Origin of the sequence: Burkholderia sp. Ax-1724, assembly GCF_011752995.1 — a bacterium.
Taxonomy (GTDB): Bacteria; Pseudomonadota; Gammaproteobacteria; order Burkholderiales; family Burkholderiaceae; genus Paraburkholderia.
The window spans coordinates 256,258-278,519 of sequence record NZ_VWWL01000006.1; the positions used below are offsets into that span (position 1 = coordinate 256,258).

General features: G+C 66.5%; 15 protein-coding genes. 5 read left to right on the forward strand and 10 right to left on the reverse strand.

What is annotated here, in order from left to right:
* From hutU to F3J19_RS10195, 4 genes are all read right to left on the reverse strand, one after another.
* Positions 1-1,689: a urocanate hydratase gene (gene hutU / locus F3J19_RS10180; RefSeq protein WP_167040330.1), complete on the reverse strand. Its 1,689-nt coding sequence runs from the start codon at positions 1,687-1,689 to the stop codon at positions 1-3.
* A gap of 66 nt (positions 1,690-1,755) precedes the next feature.
* Positions 1,756-2,451 carry a histidine utilization repressor gene (gene hutC, locus F3J19_RS10185; RefSeq protein ID WP_167040332.1) on the reverse strand — a complete coding sequence of 232 codons (696 nt, stop codon included), beginning with the start codon at positions 2,449-2,451 and terminating at the stop codon, positions 1,756-1,758.
* A 59-nt stretch (positions 2,452-2,510) separates the two neighbouring features.
* Positions 2,511-4,031 carry a histidine ammonia-lyase gene (gene hutH / locus F3J19_RS10190; RefSeq protein ID WP_167040334.1) on the reverse strand — a complete coding sequence of 507 codons (1,521 nt, stop codon included), beginning with the start codon at positions 4,029-4,031 and terminating at the stop codon, positions 2,511-2,513.
* A gap of 111 nt (positions 4,032-4,142) precedes the next feature.
* Positions 4,143-5,066 (reverse strand): LysR family transcriptional regulator, encoded by a 924-nt coding sequence (locus F3J19_RS10195; protein ID WP_167040336.1) that lies wholly within the window; start codon positions 5,064-5,066, stop codon positions 4,143-4,145.
* 105 nt (positions 5,067-5,171) lie between these two features.
* Here F3J19_RS10195 and F3J19_RS10200 point away from each other — a divergent pair, with 105 nt between their 5' ends.
* The gene (locus F3J19_RS10200; RefSeq protein WP_167040337.1) at positions 5,172-6,074 is read left to right on the forward strand and encodes an NAD-dependent epimerase/dehydratase family protein; all 903 of its coding nucleotides are present in this window, start codon (positions 5,172-5,174) and stop codon (positions 6,072-6,074) included.
* Between the two features lie 154 nt (positions 6,075-6,228).
* The gene (locus tag F3J19_RS10205) at positions 6,229-6,411 is read left to right on the forward strand and encodes a hypothetical protein (RefSeq protein WP_167040339.1); all 183 of its coding nucleotides are present in this window, start codon (positions 6,229-6,231) and stop codon (positions 6,409-6,411) included.
* Positions 6,412-6,555: 144 nt separating this feature from the next.
* Here F3J19_RS10205 and F3J19_RS10210 read toward each other — a convergent pair whose 3' ends face one another.
* Positions 6,556-7,293 carry a thioredoxin family protein gene (locus tag F3J19_RS10210; protein ID WP_167040341.1) on the reverse strand — a complete coding sequence of 246 codons (738 nt, stop codon included), beginning with the start codon at positions 7,291-7,293 and terminating at the stop codon, positions 6,556-6,558.
* Positions 7,294-7,563: 270 nt separating this feature from the next.
* Positions 7,564-8,958, reverse strand: coding sequence for an NCS2 family permease (locus F3J19_RS10215; RefSeq protein ID WP_205192734.1), 1,395 nt, complete (start codon positions 8,956-8,958; stop codon positions 7,564-7,566).
* Positions 8,959-9,380: 422 nt separating this feature from the next.
* On the opposite strand from F3J19_RS10215, the gene F3J19_RS10220 reads away from it, so the two are divergent.
* On the forward strand, positions 9,381-10,481 hold the full coding sequence (locus F3J19_RS10220; RefSeq protein WP_167040345.1) for a PRC-barrel domain-containing protein: 1,101 nt from the start codon (positions 9,381-9,383) through the stop codon (positions 10,479-10,481).
* Positions 10,478-11,746 carry an MFS transporter gene (locus F3J19_RS10225; RefSeq protein ID WP_167040347.1) on the forward strand — a complete coding sequence of 423 codons (1,269 nt, stop codon included), beginning with the start codon at positions 10,478-10,480 and terminating at the stop codon, positions 11,744-11,746. The genes F3J19_RS10220 and F3J19_RS10225 overlap by 4 nt, the downstream gene beginning before the upstream one ends.
* Before the next feature lie 81 nt (positions 11,747-11,827).
* On the opposite strand, the gene F3J19_RS10230 is transcribed toward F3J19_RS10225, so the two are convergent.
* The gene (locus F3J19_RS10230) at positions 11,828-12,721 is read right to left on the reverse strand and encodes a LysR family transcriptional regulator ArgP (RefSeq protein WP_167040349.1); all 894 of its coding nucleotides are present in this window, start codon (positions 12,719-12,721) and stop codon (positions 11,828-11,830) included.
* Positions 12,722-12,835: 114 nt separating this feature from the next.
* Here F3J19_RS10230 and F3J19_RS10235 point away from each other — a divergent pair, with 114 nt between their 5' ends.
* Entirely contained in the window at positions 12,836-13,465 is a 630-nt protein-coding gene (locus tag F3J19_RS10235) for a LysE/ArgO family amino acid transporter (protein WP_167040351.1), read from the forward strand.
* A 92-nt stretch (positions 13,466-13,557) separates the two neighbouring features.
* On the opposite strand, the gene rfbC is transcribed toward F3J19_RS10235, so the two are convergent.
* The 3 genes from rfbC to uvrA form a co-directional block, all read right to left on the reverse strand.
* Positions 13,558-14,109 carry a dTDP-4-dehydrorhamnose 3,5-epimerase gene (rfbC, locus tag F3J19_RS10240; protein WP_167040478.1) on the reverse strand — a complete coding sequence of 184 codons (552 nt, stop codon included), beginning with the start codon at positions 14,107-14,109 and terminating at the stop codon, positions 13,558-13,560.
* A gap of 106 nt (positions 14,110-14,215) precedes the next feature.
* Positions 14,216-15,208, reverse strand: coding sequence for a helix-turn-helix domain-containing protein (locus tag F3J19_RS10245; protein ID WP_167040353.1), 993 nt, complete (start codon positions 15,206-15,208; stop codon positions 14,216-14,218).
* A gap of 834 nt (positions 15,209-16,042) precedes the next feature.
* Positions 16,043-21,928 (reverse strand): excinuclease ABC subunit UvrA, encoded by a 5,886-nt coding sequence (gene uvrA, locus F3J19_RS10250; protein ID WP_167040480.1) that lies wholly within the window; start codon positions 21,926-21,928, stop codon positions 16,043-16,045.
* Positions 21,929-22,262 lie beyond the last annotated feature (334 nt).

Genomic DNA, 22,262 nt, shown 5'->3' on the forward strand with positions numbered 1-22,262 from the left:
TCAGCGGCCGAGCATCGGCAGATCGAGGCCCGCCTCGCGCGCGGTCTGCTGCGCGAGTTCATAGCCCGCATCCGCGTGACGCATCACGCCGGTGGCCGGATCGTTGAACAGCACGCGGCCGAGGCGCTGGTGCGCGGCATCGGTGCCGTCCGCGACGATCACGACGCCCGCGTGCTGCGAGAAGCCCATGCCGACGCCGCCGCCATGATGCAGCGAGACCCACGACGCCCCGCCCGCCGTATTGAGCAGCGCGTTGAGCAGCGGCCAGTCGCTGACCGCGTCCGAGCCGTCCTTCATCGATTCGGTTTCGCGGTTCGGGCTCGCCACCGAACCGGTGTCGAGGTGATCGCGGCCGATCACGATCGGTGCCTTCAGTTCGCCGTTGCGGACCATTTCGTTGAACGCCTGGCCGAGCCGATATCGATCCTTCACGCCGACCCAGCAGATCCGCGCCGGCAGCCCCTGAAACGCGATGCGTTCACGCGCCATGTCGAGCCAGTTATGCAGATGCGGGTCGTCGGGAATCAGCTCCTTGACCTTCGCATCGGTCTTGTAGATGTCTTCCGGATCGCCCGACAGCGCGACCCAGCGGAACGGGCCCTTGCCCTCGCAGAACAGCGGGCGGATATACGCCGGCACGAAGCCCGGAAAATCGAAGGCGTTGTCGACGCCCATTTCGAGCGCCATCTGGCGGATGTTGTTGCCGTAGTCGAGCGTCGCCGCGCCGCGTTCCTCCAGCGTCAGCATCGCCTGCACCTGCTTCGCCATCGACTGCTTGGCCGGCGTGACGATACTCTCGGGCGCGGTCTTCTGACGCTCGCGCCAGTCCTCGACGGTCCAGCCCTGCGGCAGATAGCCGTGAATCGGATCGTGCGCGCTGGTTTGATCGGTCACGCAGTCCGGCGTGATGCCGCGCGCGACGCACTCGGCGAACACGTCGGCCGCATTGCCGAGCAGCCCGACCGATACCGGCGTGCCGCTCCGCTTCGCTTCGTCTAGCATGGCGAGCGCTTCGTCGAGCGTCTTCGCTTTCCTGTCGACGTAGCGCGTCTTCAGACGGAAGTCGATGCGCGTCTCGTCGCATTCGACCGCGATCATCGAGAAGCCCGCCATCGTTGCCGCGAGCGGCTGCGCGCCGCCCATGCCGCCGAGACCGCCAGTGAGAATCCAGCGGCCTTGCGGGGCGCCGTTGAAGTGCTGGTTCGCGACCGCGAAGAAGGTCTCGTAGGTGCCCTGCACGATGCCCTGGCTGCCGATGTAGATCCAGCTGCCTGCGGTCATCTGGCCGTACATCATCAAACCCTTGCGGTCGAGTTCGTGGAAGTGTTCCCACGTCGCCCAGTGCGGCACGAGGTTCGAGTTCGCGAGCAGCACGCGCGGCGCGTCGGCATGCGTGCGGAACACGCCGACCGGCTTGCCCGATTGAATCAGCAGCGTTTCGTCTTCGTTCAGGTCCTTCAGCGACGCGAGAATCTGGTCGAAGCAATCCCAGTTGCGCGCGGCGCGGCCGATGCCGCCGTACACGACGAGCGCGTGCGGATGCTCGGCGACTTCGGGGTCCAGATTGTTCTGGATCATCCGGTACGCGGCTTCCGCGATCCACGTCTTGCAGGTCTTTTCCGCGCCGCGCGGTGCGCGGATCGTGCGGGTCGGGTCGAGACGCGGATCGATATGCTTCGGATTGTTCATGATGTCCCTCGGATGCTTGAAGCTGTTCGATAACGAATTCGGCGATGGTAAAAAAACGCAATCGGATCAGAAATGCCCGGTAAAGCGGTAGCGGCTGCCCGGATGCCACAGATTGGCGATCGAGGCGACCTGGCTTTGCGACCACGTACGACGATGCAGCACGAGGCACGGCTCGCGTTCATCCATGTTCAGCAACTGGCGCGTGCCGTCGTCGGCCGCCAGCGCCTCGATGCGGTACTCGACCCGCTGCAGCGGCGCGACGCGCACGAGATACTGGTTCGGCGTCGTGTTCGTGAAGTCCTGCAACGCATACTCGGGCGCGACGGCCGGATTGACCCAGCGCGCTTCGAGCTGCACCGGCTCGTCGTTTTCGAAATGCAGCAGGCGCGAATGAAACACGGGGCTGCCCGCGCTCACCTGCATTTCGTCGGCAAGCTCCGCATCGGCGATGCTCGCGCCGATGTCGAGCACCCGGGCGTGATAGCGATGGCCGCGCGCGACGATTTCATCGGAGATGCTGCGGATCGCGACCAGCGTCGATTCGTACTTGGGACGGGCGACGAACGTGCCCGAACCTTGCACGCGCGTGAGCACCTGCTCCGAGGTCAACTCGCGCAATGCGCGGTTGACCGTCATGCGCGCGACGTTGAACTCGCGCGCCAGTTCGTTTTCGGACGGCACCTGGTCGCCTTCGGCCCATTCGCCCGCATGAATGCGCGCGAGGATGAAGTCCTTGATGCCCTGATAAGCGGGTGCGTTCATTGGCGTGATCCGCGTGCCGGATAGTAGCGGTGACGGCCGGGTTGGCCTACCGGGTTGGCTTACTGCTCGGAGACGAACGAGAACGGGCTCAGCTTGGCGATCGTGCCGTCCTGCACGAGCTTCGTGACGGCCGCGATGTCCGGCGCGAAGTAGTGATCGAGTTCGTAGTGCGGCACGTTCTTGCGCACCACGTCCATCACTTTCTGCAAACTCGGGCTGGTGCGGTGCGGCGCGCGCAGATCGACGCCTTGCGCCGCGGCCAGCAGTTCGATCGAGAGAATGTTGGCGGTGTTGTCGGCGATGTCGCCGAGCTTGCGCGCCGCGAACGTCGCCATCGACACATGGTCTTCCTGGTTCGCGGACGTCGGCAGCGAATCGACCGAGGCCGGATGCGCGAGCGTCTTGTTTTCCGAGGCGAGCGCAGCGGCCGTGACGTGCGCGATCATGAAGCCCGAGTTCACGCCGCCGTCTTTCACGAGGAACGGCGGCAGGCCCGACAGCGTCGCGTCGATCAGCAAGGCGATGCGGCGCTCGGCGAGCGCGCCGATTTCCGCAGCGGCCAGCGCGAGATTATCGGCCGCGAACGCGACCGGTTCGGCGTGAAAATTGCCGCCCGACAGCACTTCGCCGGTGTCCGGGAAAATCAGCGGGTTGTCGGAGACCGCGTTCGCTTCGGTCAGCAGCGTTGCGGCAGCCTGGCGCATCTGGTCGAGACAGGCGCCCATCACCTGCGGCTGGCAGCGCAGGCTGTACGGGTCCTGCACCTTGTCGCAGTCGGCGTGCGAGACGTTGATGCCCGAGCCTTGCAGCAGCGACCGGTAAGCCGCCGCCGCGTCGATCTGGCCGTGATGGCCGCGCAGTTCGTGAATGCGCGCATCGAACGGCTTGACCGAGCCCATCGCCGCATCCACCGACAGCGCGCCGGCCACGAGCGCCGTGCGGTAGAGGTCTTCGATCGCGAACAGGTTGTAGAGCGCGAGCGCGGCCGACGCCTGCGTGCCGTTGAGTAGCGCGAGGCCTTCCTTCGCCTGCAGCGTGAGCGGCTTCAGGCCGACGAGCGCAAGACCTTCGGTGGCCGGCAGGCGCTCGCCCTTCGCGAACACTTCGCCGACGCCGAGCAGCACCGCCGACATATGCGCGAGCGGCGCGAGGTCGCCCGATGCGCCGACCGAGCCCTTGACCGGAATCACCGGCAGCACGTCGGCGTTGAACAGCGCGAGCAGCGCTTCCATGACTTCGCGGCGAATGCCCGAGTGGCCGCGGCCGAGGCTCGACAGCTTCAGCGCCATCAACAGGCGCACGACCGGGCGCGACATCGGCTCGCCGACGCCGACCGCATGCGACAGTACCAGATTGCGTTGCAGCAGTTCGAGTTGTTCGCGCGGGATATGCGTGCTGGCGAGGCGGCCGAAACCGGTGTTGATGCCGTAGGCCGGCTCGCCCTTCGCGGTGATGTCGGCGACGGCCTGCGCGCAGGCGTCGATGGCGGCGTGGCTCGCGGGATCGAGTTGCAGCGTGACCGGCTCGCGGGCGATCCGGCGCAGTTGCGGGAGAGTCAGGTGGCCGGGCTTCAGCATCATGGTGGTGTAGTCCTGTCTATACAAGTTCAAATAAGTCTAGCTCGGCGAACTTGTATATACAACTTCTTTTTCAAGCTTTCCCGCCTGGGGATTTCCATGATTCGCGCCCCGCTACAGCCTCACCTTGCCCGCCATGAAATCCAGAAAGCACTGCACGCGCTCCGCGAGCGACGCGCTCTGGTAGTACACCGCGTTCACCGGCTGCCGCTCGTCGACGAGCAGGTTGCCGAGAATCGGCACGAGGCGGTTCTCGCGCACGTCGGCGGCGGTCATGAAATCGGCGAGACAGGCGATGCCCCAGCCCGACAGCGCCAGTTGCCGCAGCGTCTCGCCGCTCGACGCGGTGATCGACGGCTCGATCTTCAGCCGTGGCGCCGCGTCGTCGTGAGCCTGGCCGCGCTTGCGCCCCTTGCCGCCCTCGCGCAGCGGCCAGCGGTTCAGGTGCTCGGGCGCGGTAAAGCCGATCAGCCGATGCGCGCGCAACGCGTCGAGCGTGGCCGGTTCGCCGTATTCGGCGAGATACGCCGGGCTCGCGAGCACGCGCAGTTTGCTGCTGCCGAGCGCGCGCGCATGCAGCGTCGAGTCCTGCAATGCGCCGATGCGGATCGCGATGTCGACCTTCTGTTCGAGCAGATCGACGATGCGCTCGTTGCTCGTCAGTTCGAGCCGGATCTCCGGGTACAGCGCAGAAAACGCCGTCATATGCGGCGCGATGCAATGAAGCATGAACGGCGACGCCGCATCGACGCGCAAGCGCCCCGACGGCCGCTCGCGGCCGCGCGCGACCGACTCCTCGGCTTCTTCGAGCGCGTCGAGAATCGCGCGGGCGCGCCGCAGAAATGCCTCGCCCTCTTCGGTCAAATGCAGGCGGCGCGTCGTGCGCCGCACGAGCGCGGTATCGAGCTTCTGTTCGAGGCGCGTGAGCGCGCGGCTCACGCCGGAGACAGTCTGCCCCAGCTTCTCGGCCGCCGCCGTGATCGAGCCGCAGTCGATCACGGTGACGAACACGAGCAATTCGTCGGTGGACGTTTTCATTATTGACTCGAAATCAAGATTGATTTGAGACTAACACGCTTTTTGCGAAAATCGATGCGGGCGATACTGCGTGCCTGTCCCCGTCATTGCATCAAGGAGAATGTCTTGAAGATTTTCGTTACAGGCGCAAGCGGTTTTATCGGCGGCTCGATCGCGGCGCATCTGGTGCGCGCCGGCCATCACGTGCGCGGTCTGATCCGCAATCCCGAACAGAGCGCGGAGTTGCAGCGGCTCGGCATCGAGCCCGTCATCGGCACGCTCGACAACAGCGCGTTGCTGAGCGCCGAAGCGCAAGCGGCCGACGCCGTCATCAACACCGCGAGCAGCGACCACGAAGGCGCGGTGCGCGCGCTGATCGACGGGCTCGCCGGCTCCGGCAAGGTGTTCCTGCATACGAGCGGTTCGAGCATCGTCGGCGATGCCTCGGGCGGCGAAGCCGGTGAAGCTAGCGTCTATCACGAAGACGCGCTGCCCACGCCGACCGCCGACAAGGCCCCGCGCGTCGCGATCGACCGGCTCGTGCTCGACGCGGCACAGCGCAACATCCGCTCGGCCGTGCTGTGCAACACGCTGATCTACGGCCACGGCGCGGTGGCCGGCAGCGCCAGCGTGCAGCTGCCGCGGCTCGTGCGCCAGGCGCAGAAGAGCGGCGTGGTGCGGCACGTGGGCAGCGGCGGCAACGTCTGGTCGAACGTGCATATCGACGACGTCGCCGAGCTGTATCGCCTCGCGCTCGACAAGACGCCGGCCGGCACGTTCTATTTCGTCGAAAGCGGCGAAGCGTCGTTCCGCGACATGAGCGCCGCGATCGCGCGCGCGATGAAGCTCGGCGCGCCGCAGGACTGGCCGCTCGAAGACGCGAAGCAGGAATGGGGCTACGAAATGGCGTCGTACGGCCTCGGCTCGAACAGCCGCGTACGCGGCGGGCGCGCGCGCACGCTGCTCGGCTGGCAGCCGCGCCGCACCTCGGTGATCGAGTGGATCGAGCACGACATGATGGCGGCGTAACCGGACGCCGGACGGGGCGCCGCGCCGGGCGTGGCGCCCCGTAATCTGTGTAAGCGCAGCCGTTGCGAATCCGTAAGCTCGTTTCGATAGAATCGCGCTCGATTTGACCGTGCGATTCGACCGTCCGCATCGCACACGAGCCCGGACCCAATCGATGACCCTCGCGCTGAATTTCGACTGGCTGACCAACCTGCTGGCGATTCTGTTCGTTATCGCATGTCTCTACGATGCGCGCTACGACGAATACGGCGTCTTGACCCTCGCCGCTGCCGCGATGAGCCTCGCCGTGATGGCAATGGAGCTGTTCCTCAAGCCCGCTTTCGACATGGCGTTATAACGTCGCCGATAGCGCGTCGATACTGCACTGACGCATCGGTGGCACGCGCGGCACAGCGGCCGCGTACACGCCCATCTCCAGCCGCTTTTTCGCAACGCCAACGCACAGGCCACGCAGCAGCCGCGCCTCACCTCATCGCATCGCTCACGAACCACACGCGAGACACGCGCCGCCCGCCTTGTCCTCGTAGCGATCGTGATGCCTGACCCAGTCGGTCAGATTGCTCGCCTCGTTGCGGCCTTTCGGTGCGATGTCGAGATGCGCGTAGACGCCGACGAAACGCTCGTCGCCGCGTCCGTAGCATGAGTACGTGTGATACACGTCGCCGTTTTCGTCCTTGTAGAACACGCTATGGCCGTGTTGCTCGTCGATGCCGACGTCCTGCTCGACGAAGTTGTAGAACGCCTTCCTGCTCGCCAGCTGCTCGGGCGTGAACGACACGTGGTAGTCGAAATTGAACTCGCTGCCGTTCGACGATACCCACGGAAACGTCCAGCCCATGCGCCGCCTGAACGCCTCGATTTTCGCGAGCGGCGCGTGCGACACCGTCACGTAGCTCACGTCGTGATGTTCGAGATGCGTGACGATGCCGGTCATATGATCCGAGAGGAACGAGCAGCCGACGCAGCCCTCTTCCCAATCCTCGCCCAGCATGAAGTGATAGACGATCAGCTGGCTGCGGCCGTCGAATAGCTCCGCGAGTGTCCGGCGCCCTTGCGGCGTGTCGAACGTATAGGTCTGGTCGACCTTGACCCACGGCAACGCGCGACGCTTGCGCGCGAGTTCGTCGCCGGCGCGCATATGCGCTTTTTCCTCGGCGAGCAGCGCGCGGCTCGCGGCCAGCCACTCGTCTCGCGTGCCGATACGGTGTTGCGGTTCCATTTGCGTCTCCTTTCCCGCGCGATGCGGGCCCTGACCATGAACTTATGGTTTAGAAACGCTAGCGCGAAAGTCAAGGACAGGTCGGCGCACTCGCACGGCATGCCATGTGCGGCAAGGAATGCGAGCGAAAAAGACACGCGGTACGCCGCGGCTCAAAGCATCGAACCGCGACGTACCGCGTGAAAGTGGAAAACAGCGGGTGGAGAACAGCCGGTGAAGAACTGCTGGTGAAAACAGCCGTTGAAAAACAACGACTCCCTGCAACGCAACTCAGATCGCCCAGCCGCCCAGATAGAACCCGACCAGCACGACCGCGATCACCACCGTGCCGATATTGAGCTTGCGATATTCGCCGCTCACGACACGTCCGATCACGAGCGTCGCGAAGCCGAGCATGATGCCGGTCACGATATTCGCGGTCAGCACGATGAACACCGCGCACACGAGCCCGGCCATCGCGTCGACCATGTCATCCATATGCAGCTTGCTCACGTTCGACAGCATCAGCAGACCCACGTACATCAGCGCGGGCGCCGTCGCATACGAAGGCACCAGACCCGCGAGCGGCGAGAAGAACATCACGACCAGAAACAGCAGGCCGACCACCGCCGCCGCCATGCCGGTCTTCGCGCCCGCCGCCACGCCGACCGTCGACTCGATATACGCAGCCGCCGGCGCGCCGCCGAGCAGGCCCGAGAAAATCGAGCTGAGCGAATCGGCGGTCAGCGCGCGGCCGCCGTTGATGATCCGGCCGTTCGCGTCGAGCTGCCCGGCCTGGCCCGCGACCGCGCGGATCGTGCCGGTCGCGTCGAACACGGCGGTCATCACGAGCGCGAGCACGCTCGGCAGCACCGCCATCGACAGCGCGCCCTTCACGTCCATCGCGCCGATCAGCGAGGCATGGCCCGGCGCGCTCAGCGACGGCACCGCGAACACGCCGTGAAACGCGACGGCCGGATCGATCGCGAGCCCGAGCGCCGAAATCGCAACGATCACGATCAGGATCGAGCCGGGCACGCGCCGCCGCACGAGCCCGAAAATCGCCGCGAGCCCCACCACCGACATCAGCGCGGGCAACGCCGTGATATGCCCAAGCGACACCGGCAAGCCGGCGCCCGGATTCTTGACGACGAGCCCAACGTCGTTCGCGGCGATCAGGAGCAGAAAGAGCCCGATGCCGATGCCGGTGCCGTGCGCGATGCCGGTCGGCAGGTTGCGCAGAATCCACGAGCGCACGCCCGTCACCGAGATCGCGGTAAACACGACGCCCATCAGGAACACCGCGCCGAGCGCGACGGTCGGATGCAGGCCCTTGCCGAGCACGAGGCCGAATGCGGTGAACGCGGTCAGCGAGATCGCGCAGCCGATCGCGATCGGCAGGCGCGCCCACACGCCCATCAAGAGCGAGCCGAATGCCGTCGTCAAACAGACGGCGACGAACACCGCGCTGGTGTCGAAGCCCGCCTTGCCGAACATGCCCGGCACGACGAACACGGAATAGACCATCGCGAGGAAGGTCGTGATGCCCGCAACGATCTCCTGGCGCTGCGAACTGCCGCGCGCGGAGATTTCGAAATAGCGGTCGAGAAAGCCCTTTGCGCCGAACGATTCGGCGTCGAACGATTCGCTCGCGACTTCGGGATTCGCGAGAGCCTGGGGTTCCATCATGGTGAGTGCCTCCTTTATCAGCGCGCTGAAACGGCCGCTTGCCGCAGCCATCATCAGGTTCGTCTCGTGGATTGATTTAATGGGGTGACGCTTTTTCTGTCTCGCAATGTAGGCGAAGACAAATATGTGTCCAATCGCATGAATGGCATGCCGGACATGTCGCGCGGCTTATATCTTTGACGCGACGGCGGCTCGTACGCGGGCGCCGCGCGTTTACACCTACGGCCCGGCCCCCCGAATCCGCTGGGTTCGCGCGGCACGCCGCATGCGTCGAAACGCCGCGCGACGGCCCGCGGACGCCCGCGCCCGGTCCCCGGAAAGCGGCCGGCGCGGCCGCACAGGTTAAACTCTGGCCCGTACCTGTCCCAACCGCGGCGGCTTATCGCGCCCGTCCGCACTGGCCCATGGAGTTTTTCCTGATGACTGGCGGTTTTCCGCGCCCTGCCTCGCGTGCCTGGCGTCTGCCGATTCACTCGCCCGAGCGGCCTGGTTCGCTTCGTTCGCTTCTTCGTTCGCTTCTTCGTTCATTCCGCCCGCTCCGCTCGCTCATCGCCGTGTTCTCGCTGCTCGCGCTCGCCGCGCTGTCGGGCTGCGGCAGCCTGCTGTGGGGGACGCAGCAGGCACCGATCGTCGATGCGACCGTGATGCCGGTCGAACCCGCGAGCGCGCCGGTCGAGGCCTCCGCGCCCGAGCCGGTCGAGCCCGAGGTGCCCGAAGGCCCCGAGCAGCCGAAAAAGCCGAAGAGGCCGGTCGTGCGGCCGCACAAGGTCGAACCGCCGCCGCCCGTCGTGCAGCCCGCGCCGCCGCCGCCCGCGCCGCCGCCGCTGATCGTGCTGCGCACCATCGAGCGCAGCGACGCGCGCGCGCTGCTCGACAGCAAGGTGCAGAAGCCCGACGGCAAGGTGGTCGGCCGCGCGGTCGACCTGATCGCCGACGCCGCCGGCAAGCCGCGCGAGATGGTCGTCAATCTGCAGGGCTTTCTCGGCGTCGGCGACCGCAAGGTCAACTTCCCGTGGGGCGCGTTCCACTTCACGCCGACCGCCAAGGGTCCGCCGATCACGCTGAACCCGACGGCCGCGCCGAGCACCGTGACGGTCGGCAAGCCCAGCGCGCCGCAACTACCGCTGCTCGACGCGACCGTCGAGCGCGCGAACGGCGCGAAGGTCGGCCGCGTGGTCGACGTGCTGATCGACGCCAACGCCCAGCCTCAGGCGGTCGTGCTCGACGTGAGCGGGATGGTCAGCGCCGACCGTCGCACGATCGCCGCGAACTGGTCGGCGCTGCGCTTCGTCACGCACGACAAGGAACTGCGGCCGGAACTCGATCTGAGCGATGCGCAGATCAACGCGACGCCGCCGTATGCGAGCGACAAGCCGATCCGCGCGGTATCGCCGGCGCCGCCGCCCGCCGCGCCGGCAGCGCCCCCGGTCGCGAGCCGGCCGGCCGGAATCAGCGGACCGGGCGCGCCCGCCGCCGCGTCAGGAGCGGTGGCGGTTTCCAGCGCGCGGGCGGTCCGATGACCGGCCGCACTCTGGTCACGGCGCGCAGTCTGCGCGCGCTCGATTGGCTCAACTTTTTCGTCGCCAACGTGCAGACGGGCTTCGGGCCGTTCATCGCCTCGTATCTCGCGTCGCATAAGTGGACCCAGGGCGAAATCGGCATGGTGCTGTCGGTCGGAACCATCAGCGCGATGGTGAGCCAGGTGCCGGGCGGCGCCGCAGTCGACGCGCTGCGCAACAAGAAGGCCGCCGCCGCCTGGGCGATCTTCGCGATCATCCTGAGCGCGGTGCTGCTCGCGGTCAGCCCGACCGTGCTGCCGGTGATCGCCGCCGAAGTGTTCCACGGCTTCGCGAGCTGCATGCTGACGCCGGCGCTCGCGGCGATCTCGTTCGCGCTCGTGGGCCGCGCGAATCTCGGCGACCGGCTCGGGCGCAACGCGCGCTGGGCGTCGATCGGCAGCGCGGTCGCAGCCGGCCTGATGGGCCTGTTCGGCGAGTACTATTCGCCGCGCGCGGTGTTCTGGCTGACCGCCGGGCTCGCGCTGCCGGCGCTGCTCGCGCTCTCGATGATCCAGCGCACCGATACGATCGAACTGCCTCAAGCCGCGCCGACGCCGCAGCAGCTCGCACGCCGCGATAGCCTGCGCGCGCTGCTGCGCGACCGGCGCATGCTGCTGTTCGCAGCGTGCATCGTGCTGTTCCATCTGTCGAATGCGGCGATGCTGAACCTCGCCGCCGGCGAGGTGACGGCCGGCATGGGCGACAACGTGCAGCTCGTGATCGCGGCCTGCATCATCGTGCCGCAGGCGATCGTCGCGATGATGTCGCCGTGGGTCGGGCGCTCGGCCGAACGCTGGGGACGCCGGCCGATCCTGCTGCTCGGCTTCTCGGCGCTGCCGATCCGCGCGCTGCTGTTCGCGGGCATCAGCAGTCCGTATCTACTCGTGCCGGTGCAGGTGCTCGACGGTTTGAGCGCCGCCGTATTCGGCGTGATGCTGCCGCTGATCGCCGCCGACGTCGCCGGCGACAAGGGCCGCTACAACCTCTGTATCGGTCTCTTCGGGCTCGCGGCCGGCATCGGCGCGACGCTGAGCACGACGGCCGCGGGCTTCGTCGCCGATCATTTCGGCAACGCGGTGAGCTTCTTCTGCCTCGCGGCGGCGGGCGCGCTGGCGGTGTTCCTCGTGTGGGCGGCGATGCCCGAAACGCGCGACACCACGGCGTCCGATCATGACGACGGCGGCGATGCGCCGCTCGGCGATGGCGGGGAGCCGGCGGCCCGGTAATGTCGGTTCGCTAATGTCGGTTCAGCGACGGCGGCCCGGCGACATCGTTTCAGTCACGCCGAACCGGCCGGGCACCCCGCATCAATCGAGAAACTCCCCCGCGCGCTTTCTGAGCATCGCGCTGAAGTCGTCGAGCCAGCCGATCGACAGACGCCAGCTCTGCCAGTACAGGTCGACGTCGATATGCTTGCCGGGCGCGATCTCGACGAGTTCGCCGCTCGCGAGATGCCCCGCGATCATCCGCTCGGGGCACATGCCCCAGCCGAGGCTCATCACGCACGCACGCAGAAAACCGGCGACATGCGGAATCCAGTGCAGCGGCGGATCGAGGTCCGCGCGCGTGATGCGCCGCATGAAGCGTTTCTGCAACTGGTCCTTCGGATTGAAGTCGACGCACGGCGTGCGCCGCAGGCTCTCGCGCGTGACGCCGTCGGCGAAATAGCGCTCGTGAAACGCGGGCGAGCACACCGCGAGATAACGCATGCGGCCGAGGCGCGTCGAGCGGCAGCCTTGCACCGGCTCGGCCTGGGTCGTGATCGCGCCCTGCACGCTGCCGTCGCGAATCCGCTGCGCGGTGTAATCCTGATCGTCGATCACGAGATCGAGCAGCATCTGGCGCTCGACGCAGAACGGCGCGACCGCGTCCATGAACCACGTGCCGACGCTATCGTCGTTGACGGCCACGCGCAGCGCCGGCCACGCCTCGACGAGCGCGCCGGGCTGCGCCGGCAGACGGCCGTTCAACTCCGCTTCGAGCAGTTGCACGCGCTCGGTATGACGGCACAGCAGCGCGCCCGAGGTCGTCGCCACGCACGGCTGGCCGCGCTTGACGAGCACGCTGCCGACCCGCTCCTCGAGCAGCTTGACCCGCTGCGACACCGCCGACGGCGTGATGTTGAGCTCGCTCGCGGCGCGGTCGAACGAGCCGTGGCGCACCACGGCGGCGAGCGCATCGAGCAGCGCATAGTCCAGCATTAGCGTTCCTTAATCGACATTAAGTAAATTAGCTTCTCTTATGAGACGCGAAACCGCAGACTAGCGCGGTTCGGATTTTCCGTCCATTCCGTCTCTTCGTTTTCTGGATCGTTTATGAACTGGCTGTCTTTTTCTCATGGCGTTGCCCTGTGCGCCTCGCTGATCGTGACGATCGGCGCGCAGAACGCCTTCGTGCTGCGTCAGGGCATCATGCGCTCGCACATCGGCAAGATCGTGCTGCTGTGCACGCTGTCGGATTTCATTCTGATCGGCGCGGGTGTCGGCGGCGCCTCCGCGCTGATGGAGCGCTACCCGGTATTCGTTCACGCGATGCTCTATGTCGGGCTCGCGTATCTCGCGTGGTTCGGCATCAGCGCGCTGCGCCGCGCGCTGCGGCCCGGCCATGCGGTGCTCGACGGCGCGGCGGCTGACGGCGCGAACGGCGCAACGCCCGCCCAAGGCGCGCTGCCGATCGTCCTGATGACGCTCGCATTCACGTGGCTCAATCCGCACGTGTATCTGGACACCTTCCTGCTGATCGGCACGGCCGGCGCGCGCGAACCGGAAGGTGCGCGAGTCGCGTTCGCGATCGGCGCGATGACGGTCAGCGCGGTCTGGTTCCTTGCGCTCGGCTACGGTGCGCGGATGCTCGCGCCGCTGTTTCGCCGCGCGACCGCATGGCGCGTGCTCGATGGCGCGATCGGCAGCATGGTGCTGCTGCTGGCGGTGACGCAGTTGCGTTGAGCGTCGGTGCGCCGTAGGTGCGCCGTCGGTACACATTACGCGCTGCGCGCGGGTGCATGGGGGGCACGTCGAACCGCGCTGCGGTTCTCCCCTCACGCGATGTTTTCCGCCTCGTAGAGACGCCGGCCCGCGGCGTCCTTGCTGCCGAGGATCGGCTTGAAGTCGATCGGCCACTTGATGCCGATGTCGGGATCGGACCACAGCAGGCAGCGCTCGAGTTCGGGAAACCAGTACTCGGTGGTCTTCCACACGCACTCGGCAACCTCCGACAGCACGACGAAACCCTGCGCGAAGCCGGGCGGCACCCAGATCTGCCGCTGGTTGGCGTCGCTCAGATATTCGCCGCTCCATTTGCCGAAGTTCGGCGAATTGAGGCGCACGTCGACCGCGACGTCGAATACCTCGCCGCGCACCACGCGCAACAGCCGCCCCTGCGGGCGCTGCACCTGGTAATGCAAGCCGCGCAGGACGCGGTAGACCGCGCGCAAGTGGCGGTCCTGCACGAAGTTGAAACCTTGCGCGACGTCGTCCGCAAATTCGTCGGCGCTGAAGCTCTCGAAGCAGAAGCCGAGTTCGTCGCCGAACACCTCCGGCTCGATGAGCTTCACCTCCGGCAATGCCGTCGACATGACCCTGTTGCCCATCGCCACTGTGCTCGCAAAAACGCTGGCTAGCGAAGACGCGGCCGCGCTCGACAGACGAAGCGCGGCCGCGTCGCGGGCGTGCGCGCCGGCACGCCAGGCAGTCATGTTACGCCTCGGTGGCGGCCCGGCTGCGGGCGCGATACTCGGTGGGCGACAGCGCCATGCGTTTGCGGAAAATCTTTGCGAGACGGTCGCCGTTGCCGGTGCCGCTGCGCCGCGCGATCTTGTCGACCGGCAATTCGGTCTCGGTCAGGAAGTTGCACGCAATGCGCAGCCGCACCTGCAGCAGATAATCCGACGGCGTGACCTGCATCTCGTGCTTGAAGCGGCGCAGGAAATTGCGCTCGCTCATCGCGGCGACCTGGGCGGCGTCGGCCACCGACACCGGGCGATCGCAGTTCGCCTCCATCCAGCGCGCGGCCGCGCGAATTTTTTCGGCGACGCTGAGCGTGCCGCCCTCGGCCGGCAGCGGCACCCACGTCGCGGCCATGCCGGGCATCACGCGGTCGGCGACGCTGCGCGCGAGTTCGGCGCCGAGATCGCGCTTGATGAACATCAGCGCACTGCGCGCGCAGTCGTTGCGGTCGTCGGCGGCGCTGAACGCGGCTTCGCCCGCGGCGGCGGCCGGATAACGGCCCATCATGCCGTCGTGCTCGGTCGGCCCGGCGGCTTCGAGCACGAGGCGGCCCTCGCCGATCGTCTCGATCGCCCGCGTGCGCGACTGCACCGCGCGCAACCAGTTGAGCAGGCGCTCGTCGCGCGCGGCCGCATGCGCGCCGTAGCCGCCCGCGATGAACAGCACGTCGAAGCCGCTGCCGAAGCGCGTGTCGATGCGGTCGGTCCAGATTCGCGCCGACGAGGAACTCGCGACGTTGCCGCCCTCCATCGACAGAAACTGCACTTCGTAGGGCGGGTCTTCGCCGCTGCGCGTATCCGCCAGTTCATTCGCGCTCTGGAACATCTCGACCACGGTGCCGGGCCCGAGCAGCCAGAAACCGTCGAACAGCAGAATGCCGATTCGCCGCGCTGCAGTACGGACATTCAAGGCCGGCGTGTGAAGCCATGTAATTCTCGTTGTATCAAGGTGCATTTGCGGCATGATCTTTCCCTAAACGGTCATACGTGGTGGACCCCGATGCCCCGTAACCGGACGGAACGAGAGAATGAATTATCACGGCCCGAATCAGCAACGATGCCGCTTAAACGATTAGGGTAATGTTAGCGGAATAGACCGCTATAGTAAATTTGAAAAATCTAATTTCCTCATGAAAGGCAATGTATGAGGAAATACGCTATTGATCGTTCGATATGAGTACGCCGCGCAGCCGCGCCGCCACGGCCAGCCAGCCTGATCGAGGCATTGCAGCACCGTGACGGATTCCCATATTCTGGCGTAAAGCCTTTACACAAGGCATTTTCTCGGATTCGGACAAACTTGCCGATAATGCGAAGCCGGCCGATTCGCGCACGGTCGCCCTCTTACCGAACGGTGCAAAATTGTTTCAAACATGAATCGAAAAATGACTCGATAATGACTGTCTAATCTGCATTTTTATTCGCAAATCGGGAATTAATAGCCCGAGCAATGGGCCGTATCGCTGATATATCCGCTCATCGTCAATTGGCATTTCAATTCGGATTTATTAGATGCCTGGAAATGTTTCAATTCTGAAACATCATGGTGCTTTTTCGTCTGATCTGAACGGATGAATACACTAACATACTTAATAATCAGATGATTAGCTGCAATGCAGCAAAAGAAGCCGGTTGACGCGTGAAAAAGTGCGGTTGCAACCTCGAAACTTGCAACCGCACACAGCATGACCGCCGGAAAAACCAGGGGCGCCGCCGCAAAAAACGGCTTAGGCCGCGGGCGGGCGAGACCATCCCGGCCGCCTGCCCACGAACCGCGCCACCCCGCCCGGCTTCGGGATCAGCCGTTCGTCCCTTCGCCGGCCAGTTCCGCTGCGCTTCGCGTGCGCGCCAGCACAGGCCTGAGCGCGGCGCCCGTGTGACTCGCCGCAATGCGCGACAGGCCTTCGGGGTCCGTCGCGGCGACGATCGTTCCGCCGCCCACGCCGCCTTCCGGGCCCAGATCGATGATCCAGTCCGCTTCGGCAATCACGTCGAGATCGTGCTCGATGACGACGACGCTATGCCCGCCGTCGACGAGACGATGCAGCACGCGGATCAGCTTCGCGACGTCGGCCATATGCAGACCGACCGTGGGCTCGTCGAGCACGTACAGCGTGTGCGGCGGCTTCTGGCCGCGCCGCGTGATGTCGTCGCGTACCTTGCTCAACTCGGTGACGAGCTTGATGCGCTGCGCCTCGCCGCCCGACAAGGTGGGCGACGGCTGGCCGAGCGTCAGATAGCCGAGCCCGACGTCTTTCATCAGTTGCAGCGGATGCCCAATGCTCGTGATCGACGCGAAGAACTCGACCGCTTCGTCGATTTCCATCGTCAGCACGTCGCCGATATTCTTGCCGCGCCACGTAACCGCGAGCGTCTCGGGATTGAAGCGCTGCCCATGACAGACGTCGCACGGCACCTTCACGTCGGGCAGGAAGCTCATGCCGATCGTGCGCACGCCCTGCCCCTCGCACGCGGGACAACGCCCCTCGCCGGTATTGAACGAGAAGCGCGACGCCGTATAGCCCCGCGCGCGCGCCTCGAGCGTGCCCGCGAACAGCTTGCGGATCGCGTCCCACACGCCGATGTAGGTCGCGGGACACGAGCGCGGCGTCTTGCCAATCGGCGTCTGATCGACTTCGAGCACGCGGTCGATGCTCTCCCAGCCGGTGACCGAATCGCAGCCCTGCCACGTATGCGTGACGTCGAGCGGCGCGCGCGGCGCCGAGCGCGCAAGCACGCTCGAACGCCGGTTCGCGGCGGGCTTCTGCTCGGCCGCAGCGCGCGCCCGGCGCGTAGCCGGCGACGACAGCACCGAACGCCCCACTGCGTCGAGCAGATTGGTCATCAGCACATCGCGCGCGAGCGTCGATTTGCCGGAGCCGCTGACGCCCGTCACCGCGACGAGCCGCGCAAGCGGAATGCCGACCGTGATGTCGCGCAGGTTGTGCAGCTTGCCGCCGTGCACGGTCAGCCAGCTCCCGGGCACGGCCGCCGCGCGCTTGCCCGGCGCAACGACTTCGCGGCGCGGCTGCAACGGATGCACGATCGGCTGCGCGAGGAAACGCCCGGTCAGCGAATCGGCTTGCGCGGACAGGTCCGCGACGCTGCCCTGCGCGATCAGCGACCCGCCGCGCTTGCCCGCGCCCGGCCCGATATCGATGATGTGATCGGCGCGCCGGATCGTGTCCTCGTCATGCTCGACGACGACGAGCGTATTGCCCTTGTCGCCGAGCTTGCGCAGCGCGTTGAGCAGAATCTGGTTGTCGCGCGGATGCAGGCCGATGGTCGGCTCGTCGAGCACATAGCAGACGCCCTGCAGGTTGCTGCCGAGCTGCGCGGCGAGCCGGATGCGCTGCGCTTCGCCGCCCGACAGGCTCGGCGCCGCGCGGTCGAGGCTCAGATAGCCGAGCCCGACCTCTTCGAGAAACTGCAGACGGCTGCCGATTTCGCTGACCACGTCGCGCGCGATTTCCGCGTCGCGCCCCGTCATTTCGAGCGTGCCGATCCACGCGCGCGTGTCGGACACGGTCCATTGCGCGACGTCGACGATCGCATGCGAGTCGAACGTGACCGCGCGCGCGACCGGGTTCAGACGCGTGCCCGCGCAATCCGGACACGGTTCGTCGGCGAGCCCTTCCGGCTCCTGCTCCTCGGACGGCAAGCTCTGCTCGCGGCCGCGATTGTCGTCGACGACGATCGTGTCGTCGTAGGCGGCACGCTGCTCGCGCGTGAGCGACAGGCCCGTGCCGACACAGCTCGTGCACCAGCCATGCTTGCTGTTATACGAGAACATGCGCGGATCGAGTTCGGGGTAGCTCGTGCCGCACACCGGGCACGCGCGCCTGGTGGACAGCACCTTCACGTCGCCGAGCTTCGCGGTGGAGCGGCCGCCGGCGATCGCATCGTGCAAGCCGTCGAGCGGCGCAAGCAGATGCATGACGCCCTTGCCGATGTCGAGCGTCTGGTCGAGCGCCGCGCGCAGTTCGGCTTCGTGATCGGCCGACACGACGAGATCGGTCACCGGCAATTCGATCGTATGCTCGCGGAAGCGGTCGAGCTTCGGCCACGGATCGACCGGCACGAACTCGCCGTCGACACGCAAATGCGTATTGCCGCGCGCCTTCGCCCACTTGGCGAGATCGGTATAGACGCCCTTGCGGTTCACGACGAGCGGCGCAAGGAAACCGACGTGCTGCCCCTTGTGATCGCGCAGCAACTGCGCGGCAATCGACTCGACGCTTTGCGACGTGACCGGCGTGCCGTCGTGCACACAGTGCTGCAAGCCGAGCTTCACATACAGGAGACGCAGGAAGTGCCACACCTCCGAGGTCGTCGCAACGGTACTCTTGCGCCCGCCGCGCGAGAGGCGCTGCTCGATCGCGACGGTCGGCGGAATGCCGTACACGGCATCGACCTCGGGCCGCCCGGCCGGCTGCACGATCGAGCGGGCATAGGCGTTGAGCGATTCGAGATAACGCCGCTGGCCTTCATGGAACAGGATGTCGAACGCGAGCGTCGATTTGCCCGACCCCGACACGCCGGTGATTACGTTGAACTTGCCGTGCGGAATGTCGACGTCGAGCGCCTTGAGGTTGTGCTCGCGCGCATTGACGATGCGCACCACGTCCTCGCCTTCCACGGCCCGGCGCGCGCGCGCCGCGCTCAGTGCCTTCTGTAGCGGCACGCCGTGCGAACCGGCTTCGTCCGCCGTGCTGCCCGCGGCGCTCATTGCGTCCATCGCGCGGTCGTATTGCAGCAGCGCCTCGCCGGTATGCGATTCCGCGCAGGCCTTGGCCTCGTCCGGCGTGCCCGCGCACAGCACGCGGCCGCCGCCGTCGCCGCCTTCGGGACCGAGGTCGATGATCCAGTCGGCCGCGCGGATCACGTCGAGATTGTGCTCGATCACGATCAGCGAATGGCCGCTCGCGAGCAGCTTGCCGAACGCCTGCATCAGCTTCGCGATGTCGTCGAAATGCAGGCCCGTGGTCGGCTCGTCGAACATGAAGAGGCGCTTCGGCAGCGCCTGCTTCGCGCCGCGCGCACTACGCACCTGCGCCGATTCCGCGAGAAAGCCCGCCAGCTTGAGGCGCTGCGCCTCGCCGCCCGACAAGGTGGGCACCGGCTGGCCGAGCTTCACGTATTCGAGGCCCACGTCGACGATCGGCTGCAGCACGCGCAATACTTCGGCATCTCTCGCGAAGTAAGCGGCGGCCTCGCTGACGGTCAACTCCAGCACGTCGGCAATGCTCAGCGCACGCGCCGGCTCCCCTCGCTCGATCTTCACTTCGAGCAGTTCTGCGCGATAACGCCGGCCGTCGCAATCGGGGCAGCGCAGATACACGTCGGAGAGGAACTGCATTTCGATATGCTCGAAGCCCGAGCCGCCGCAGGTCGGGCAGCGGCCGTCGCCCGAGTTGAAGCTGAACATGCCGGGGCCGTAGCCGCGCTGCTGCGCGAGCGGCGCCTTCGAGAACAGCTTGCGAATTTCGTCGAACGCGCCGACGTAGCTGGCCGGATTCGAGCGCGCGGTTTTGCCGATCGGCGACTGGTCGACGAACACGACGTCGGTGACCTGGTCCGCGCCCTTGAGCGCCTTGAACGCGCCCGGCGCTTCGGTGGCGAGGCCGAAATGCCGCGCCATGGCCGGATACAGCACGTCCTGCAGCAGCGTCGATTTGCCGGAGCCCGACACGCCCGTCACGCAAACGAGCCGCTCCAGCGGAATCTCCACGGTGACGTCGCGCAGATTGTGCTCGCGCGCGCCTTCGAGCACGATGCGCGGCGTGCCGGCCTCGACCGGACGGCGCGACCAGTGCGCGGCGTCCGCAACATGCCGGCGGCCGCCGAGGTATTCGCCCGTGAGCGTGCCCGACGAGCGGATGGCCTGCGGCGCGCCGTCGAAGATGATCGAGCCGCCGCGCTCGCCCGGCCCCGGCCCCATGTCGATCAGCCGGTCGGCCGCGAGCATCACCGACGGATCATGCTCGACCACGACGAGCGTATTACCCGCGTCGCGCAGCCGGTGCATCGCCTCGACGATGCGGTTCAGGTCGCGCGGATGCAGGCCGATGCTCGGCTCGTCGAGCACGAACAGCGTCTTGGTGAGCGAGGTGCCGAGCGCCGTGGTCAGGTTGATGCGCTGCACCTCGCCACCCGACAGCGTGCGACTTTGCCGGTCGAGCGTCAGATAGCCGAGGCCGACGTCGCACAGATACTTCAGGCGCGTGCGCACTTCGGCGAGCAGCAGCTTCAGCGCGTCGTCGAGCAGCGCGCTCGGCAAGGTGATGTCGTCGAAGAAGCGGCGGATGCGCTCGATCGGCATCAGCATGAGGTCGTGCACGGTCAGGCCCGGCAGCGCTTCGAGCTGGGCGCGCGACCAGTGCACGCCGTGCGGCATGAAACGCCGCGCGGGCGCGAGCACGTCGTTGGCATTCGCCTTGCTGCCGAGACGCCACAGCAGCGACTCGGTTTTCAGACGCGCGCCGCCGCAGGTTTCGCATGGCGTGTAGCTGCGGTACTTCGACAACAGCACGCGGATATGCATCTTGTACGCCTTCGATTCGAGATACTCGAAGAAGCGTTTGACGCCGTACCAGTGGCTCTGCCATTTGCCGTTCCAGTCCGGCGAACCGTTGATGACCCAGTGGCGCTCGGCGTCGGTCAGCTCGCCCCATGGCGTGTCGCGGCGGATGTCGGCCTTCGCCGCATAGCGCATCAGATCGTCCTGGCACTCCTTCCATGCGGGCGTCTGCATCGGCTTGATCGCGCCTTCGCGCAGCGTCTTGCGCGCGTCGGGAATCACGAGCCCGAGGTCGACGCCGATCACGCGGCCAAAGCCGCGGCAGACGTCGCACGCGCCATAGGCCGAGTTGAACGAGAACAGCGCCGGCTGCGGGTCCGCATAACGCAGATCGCTTTCGGGGCTGTGCAGGCCGGTCGAGAAGCGCCAGATATGCGGCTCGGCGGCCTGCCCCAGCGGCTCGTCCGGCGCGGCCGGCAGCACGTAGATATTGACGCGCCCGCCGCCGCGCTTGAGCGACGCCTCGATCGCCTCGACCACGCGCGCCTTGTCGACCGAGCGCAGCCGGAAGCGGTCGGCCACCACGTCGAGCAGCTTGCGCCGGCCGGTGGGCGACTCGATTTCGCGCTGCGCCTGCACGCGCGTATAGCCGCTCGCCGACAGCCATTGCTCGACTTCCTGCTCGGACGCCGATTCCGGCAGCTCGACCGGAAACGTGACGACGAGCCGCGGCTCGTCTTGCGCGGTGCGTTCGAGCAGTTCCGCGTAGATCGTCTCCGGCGTGTCGTGTCGCACCGGCAGCGCGGTCTGCCGGTCGAACAGCTCGGCCGCGCGCGCGTAGAGCAGCTTCAGATGGTCGTTGAGTTCCGTCATCGTGCCGACCGTGGAGCGCGAACTGCGCACCGGGTTGGTCTGGTCGATCGCAATCGCGGGCGGCACGCCGTCCACGCGATCGACCTGCGGCCGGTCCATGCGGTCGAGGAACTGCCGCGCGTAGGCGCTGAAGGTTTCGACGTAGCGGCGCTGGCCTTCCGCGTACAGCGTGTCGAACACGAGGCTCGACTTGCCCGAGCCGGACGGCCCGGTGACGACTGTCATTTCGCCGGTGCGCACGTCGAGATCGACGTTCTTGAGATTGTGCTGGCGCGCGCCGCGAATCCGGATGGTGCCCTGGGGTTTGCCGTGCGTGCCGCCGGTGGTGCCGTGGCTTGCGCCGACGCCTGATTCCTGAGCTGTGTCGTTAGATGACAATTTTTCCGACCGTCTGAATGAGTGGAATGGGTGGGCCACCTCTCACGGCCCTATTGCAGCCTTCTCGCAACCGTCTCGCAGCCTTCTCGCGGCCACGTCAGTCCGGTGCGGCCCCGGTCACGCGCCGGGCAGTCCCGCGCCGAACGCGGGAGCCTGTGCGGCGCACCGCAAGCCTGGTTGCAACGGGATACTATACTGTATGTTTATACAGTTTTCCATGACGCGGCCCGGCCCGCTTGCGAGCCTT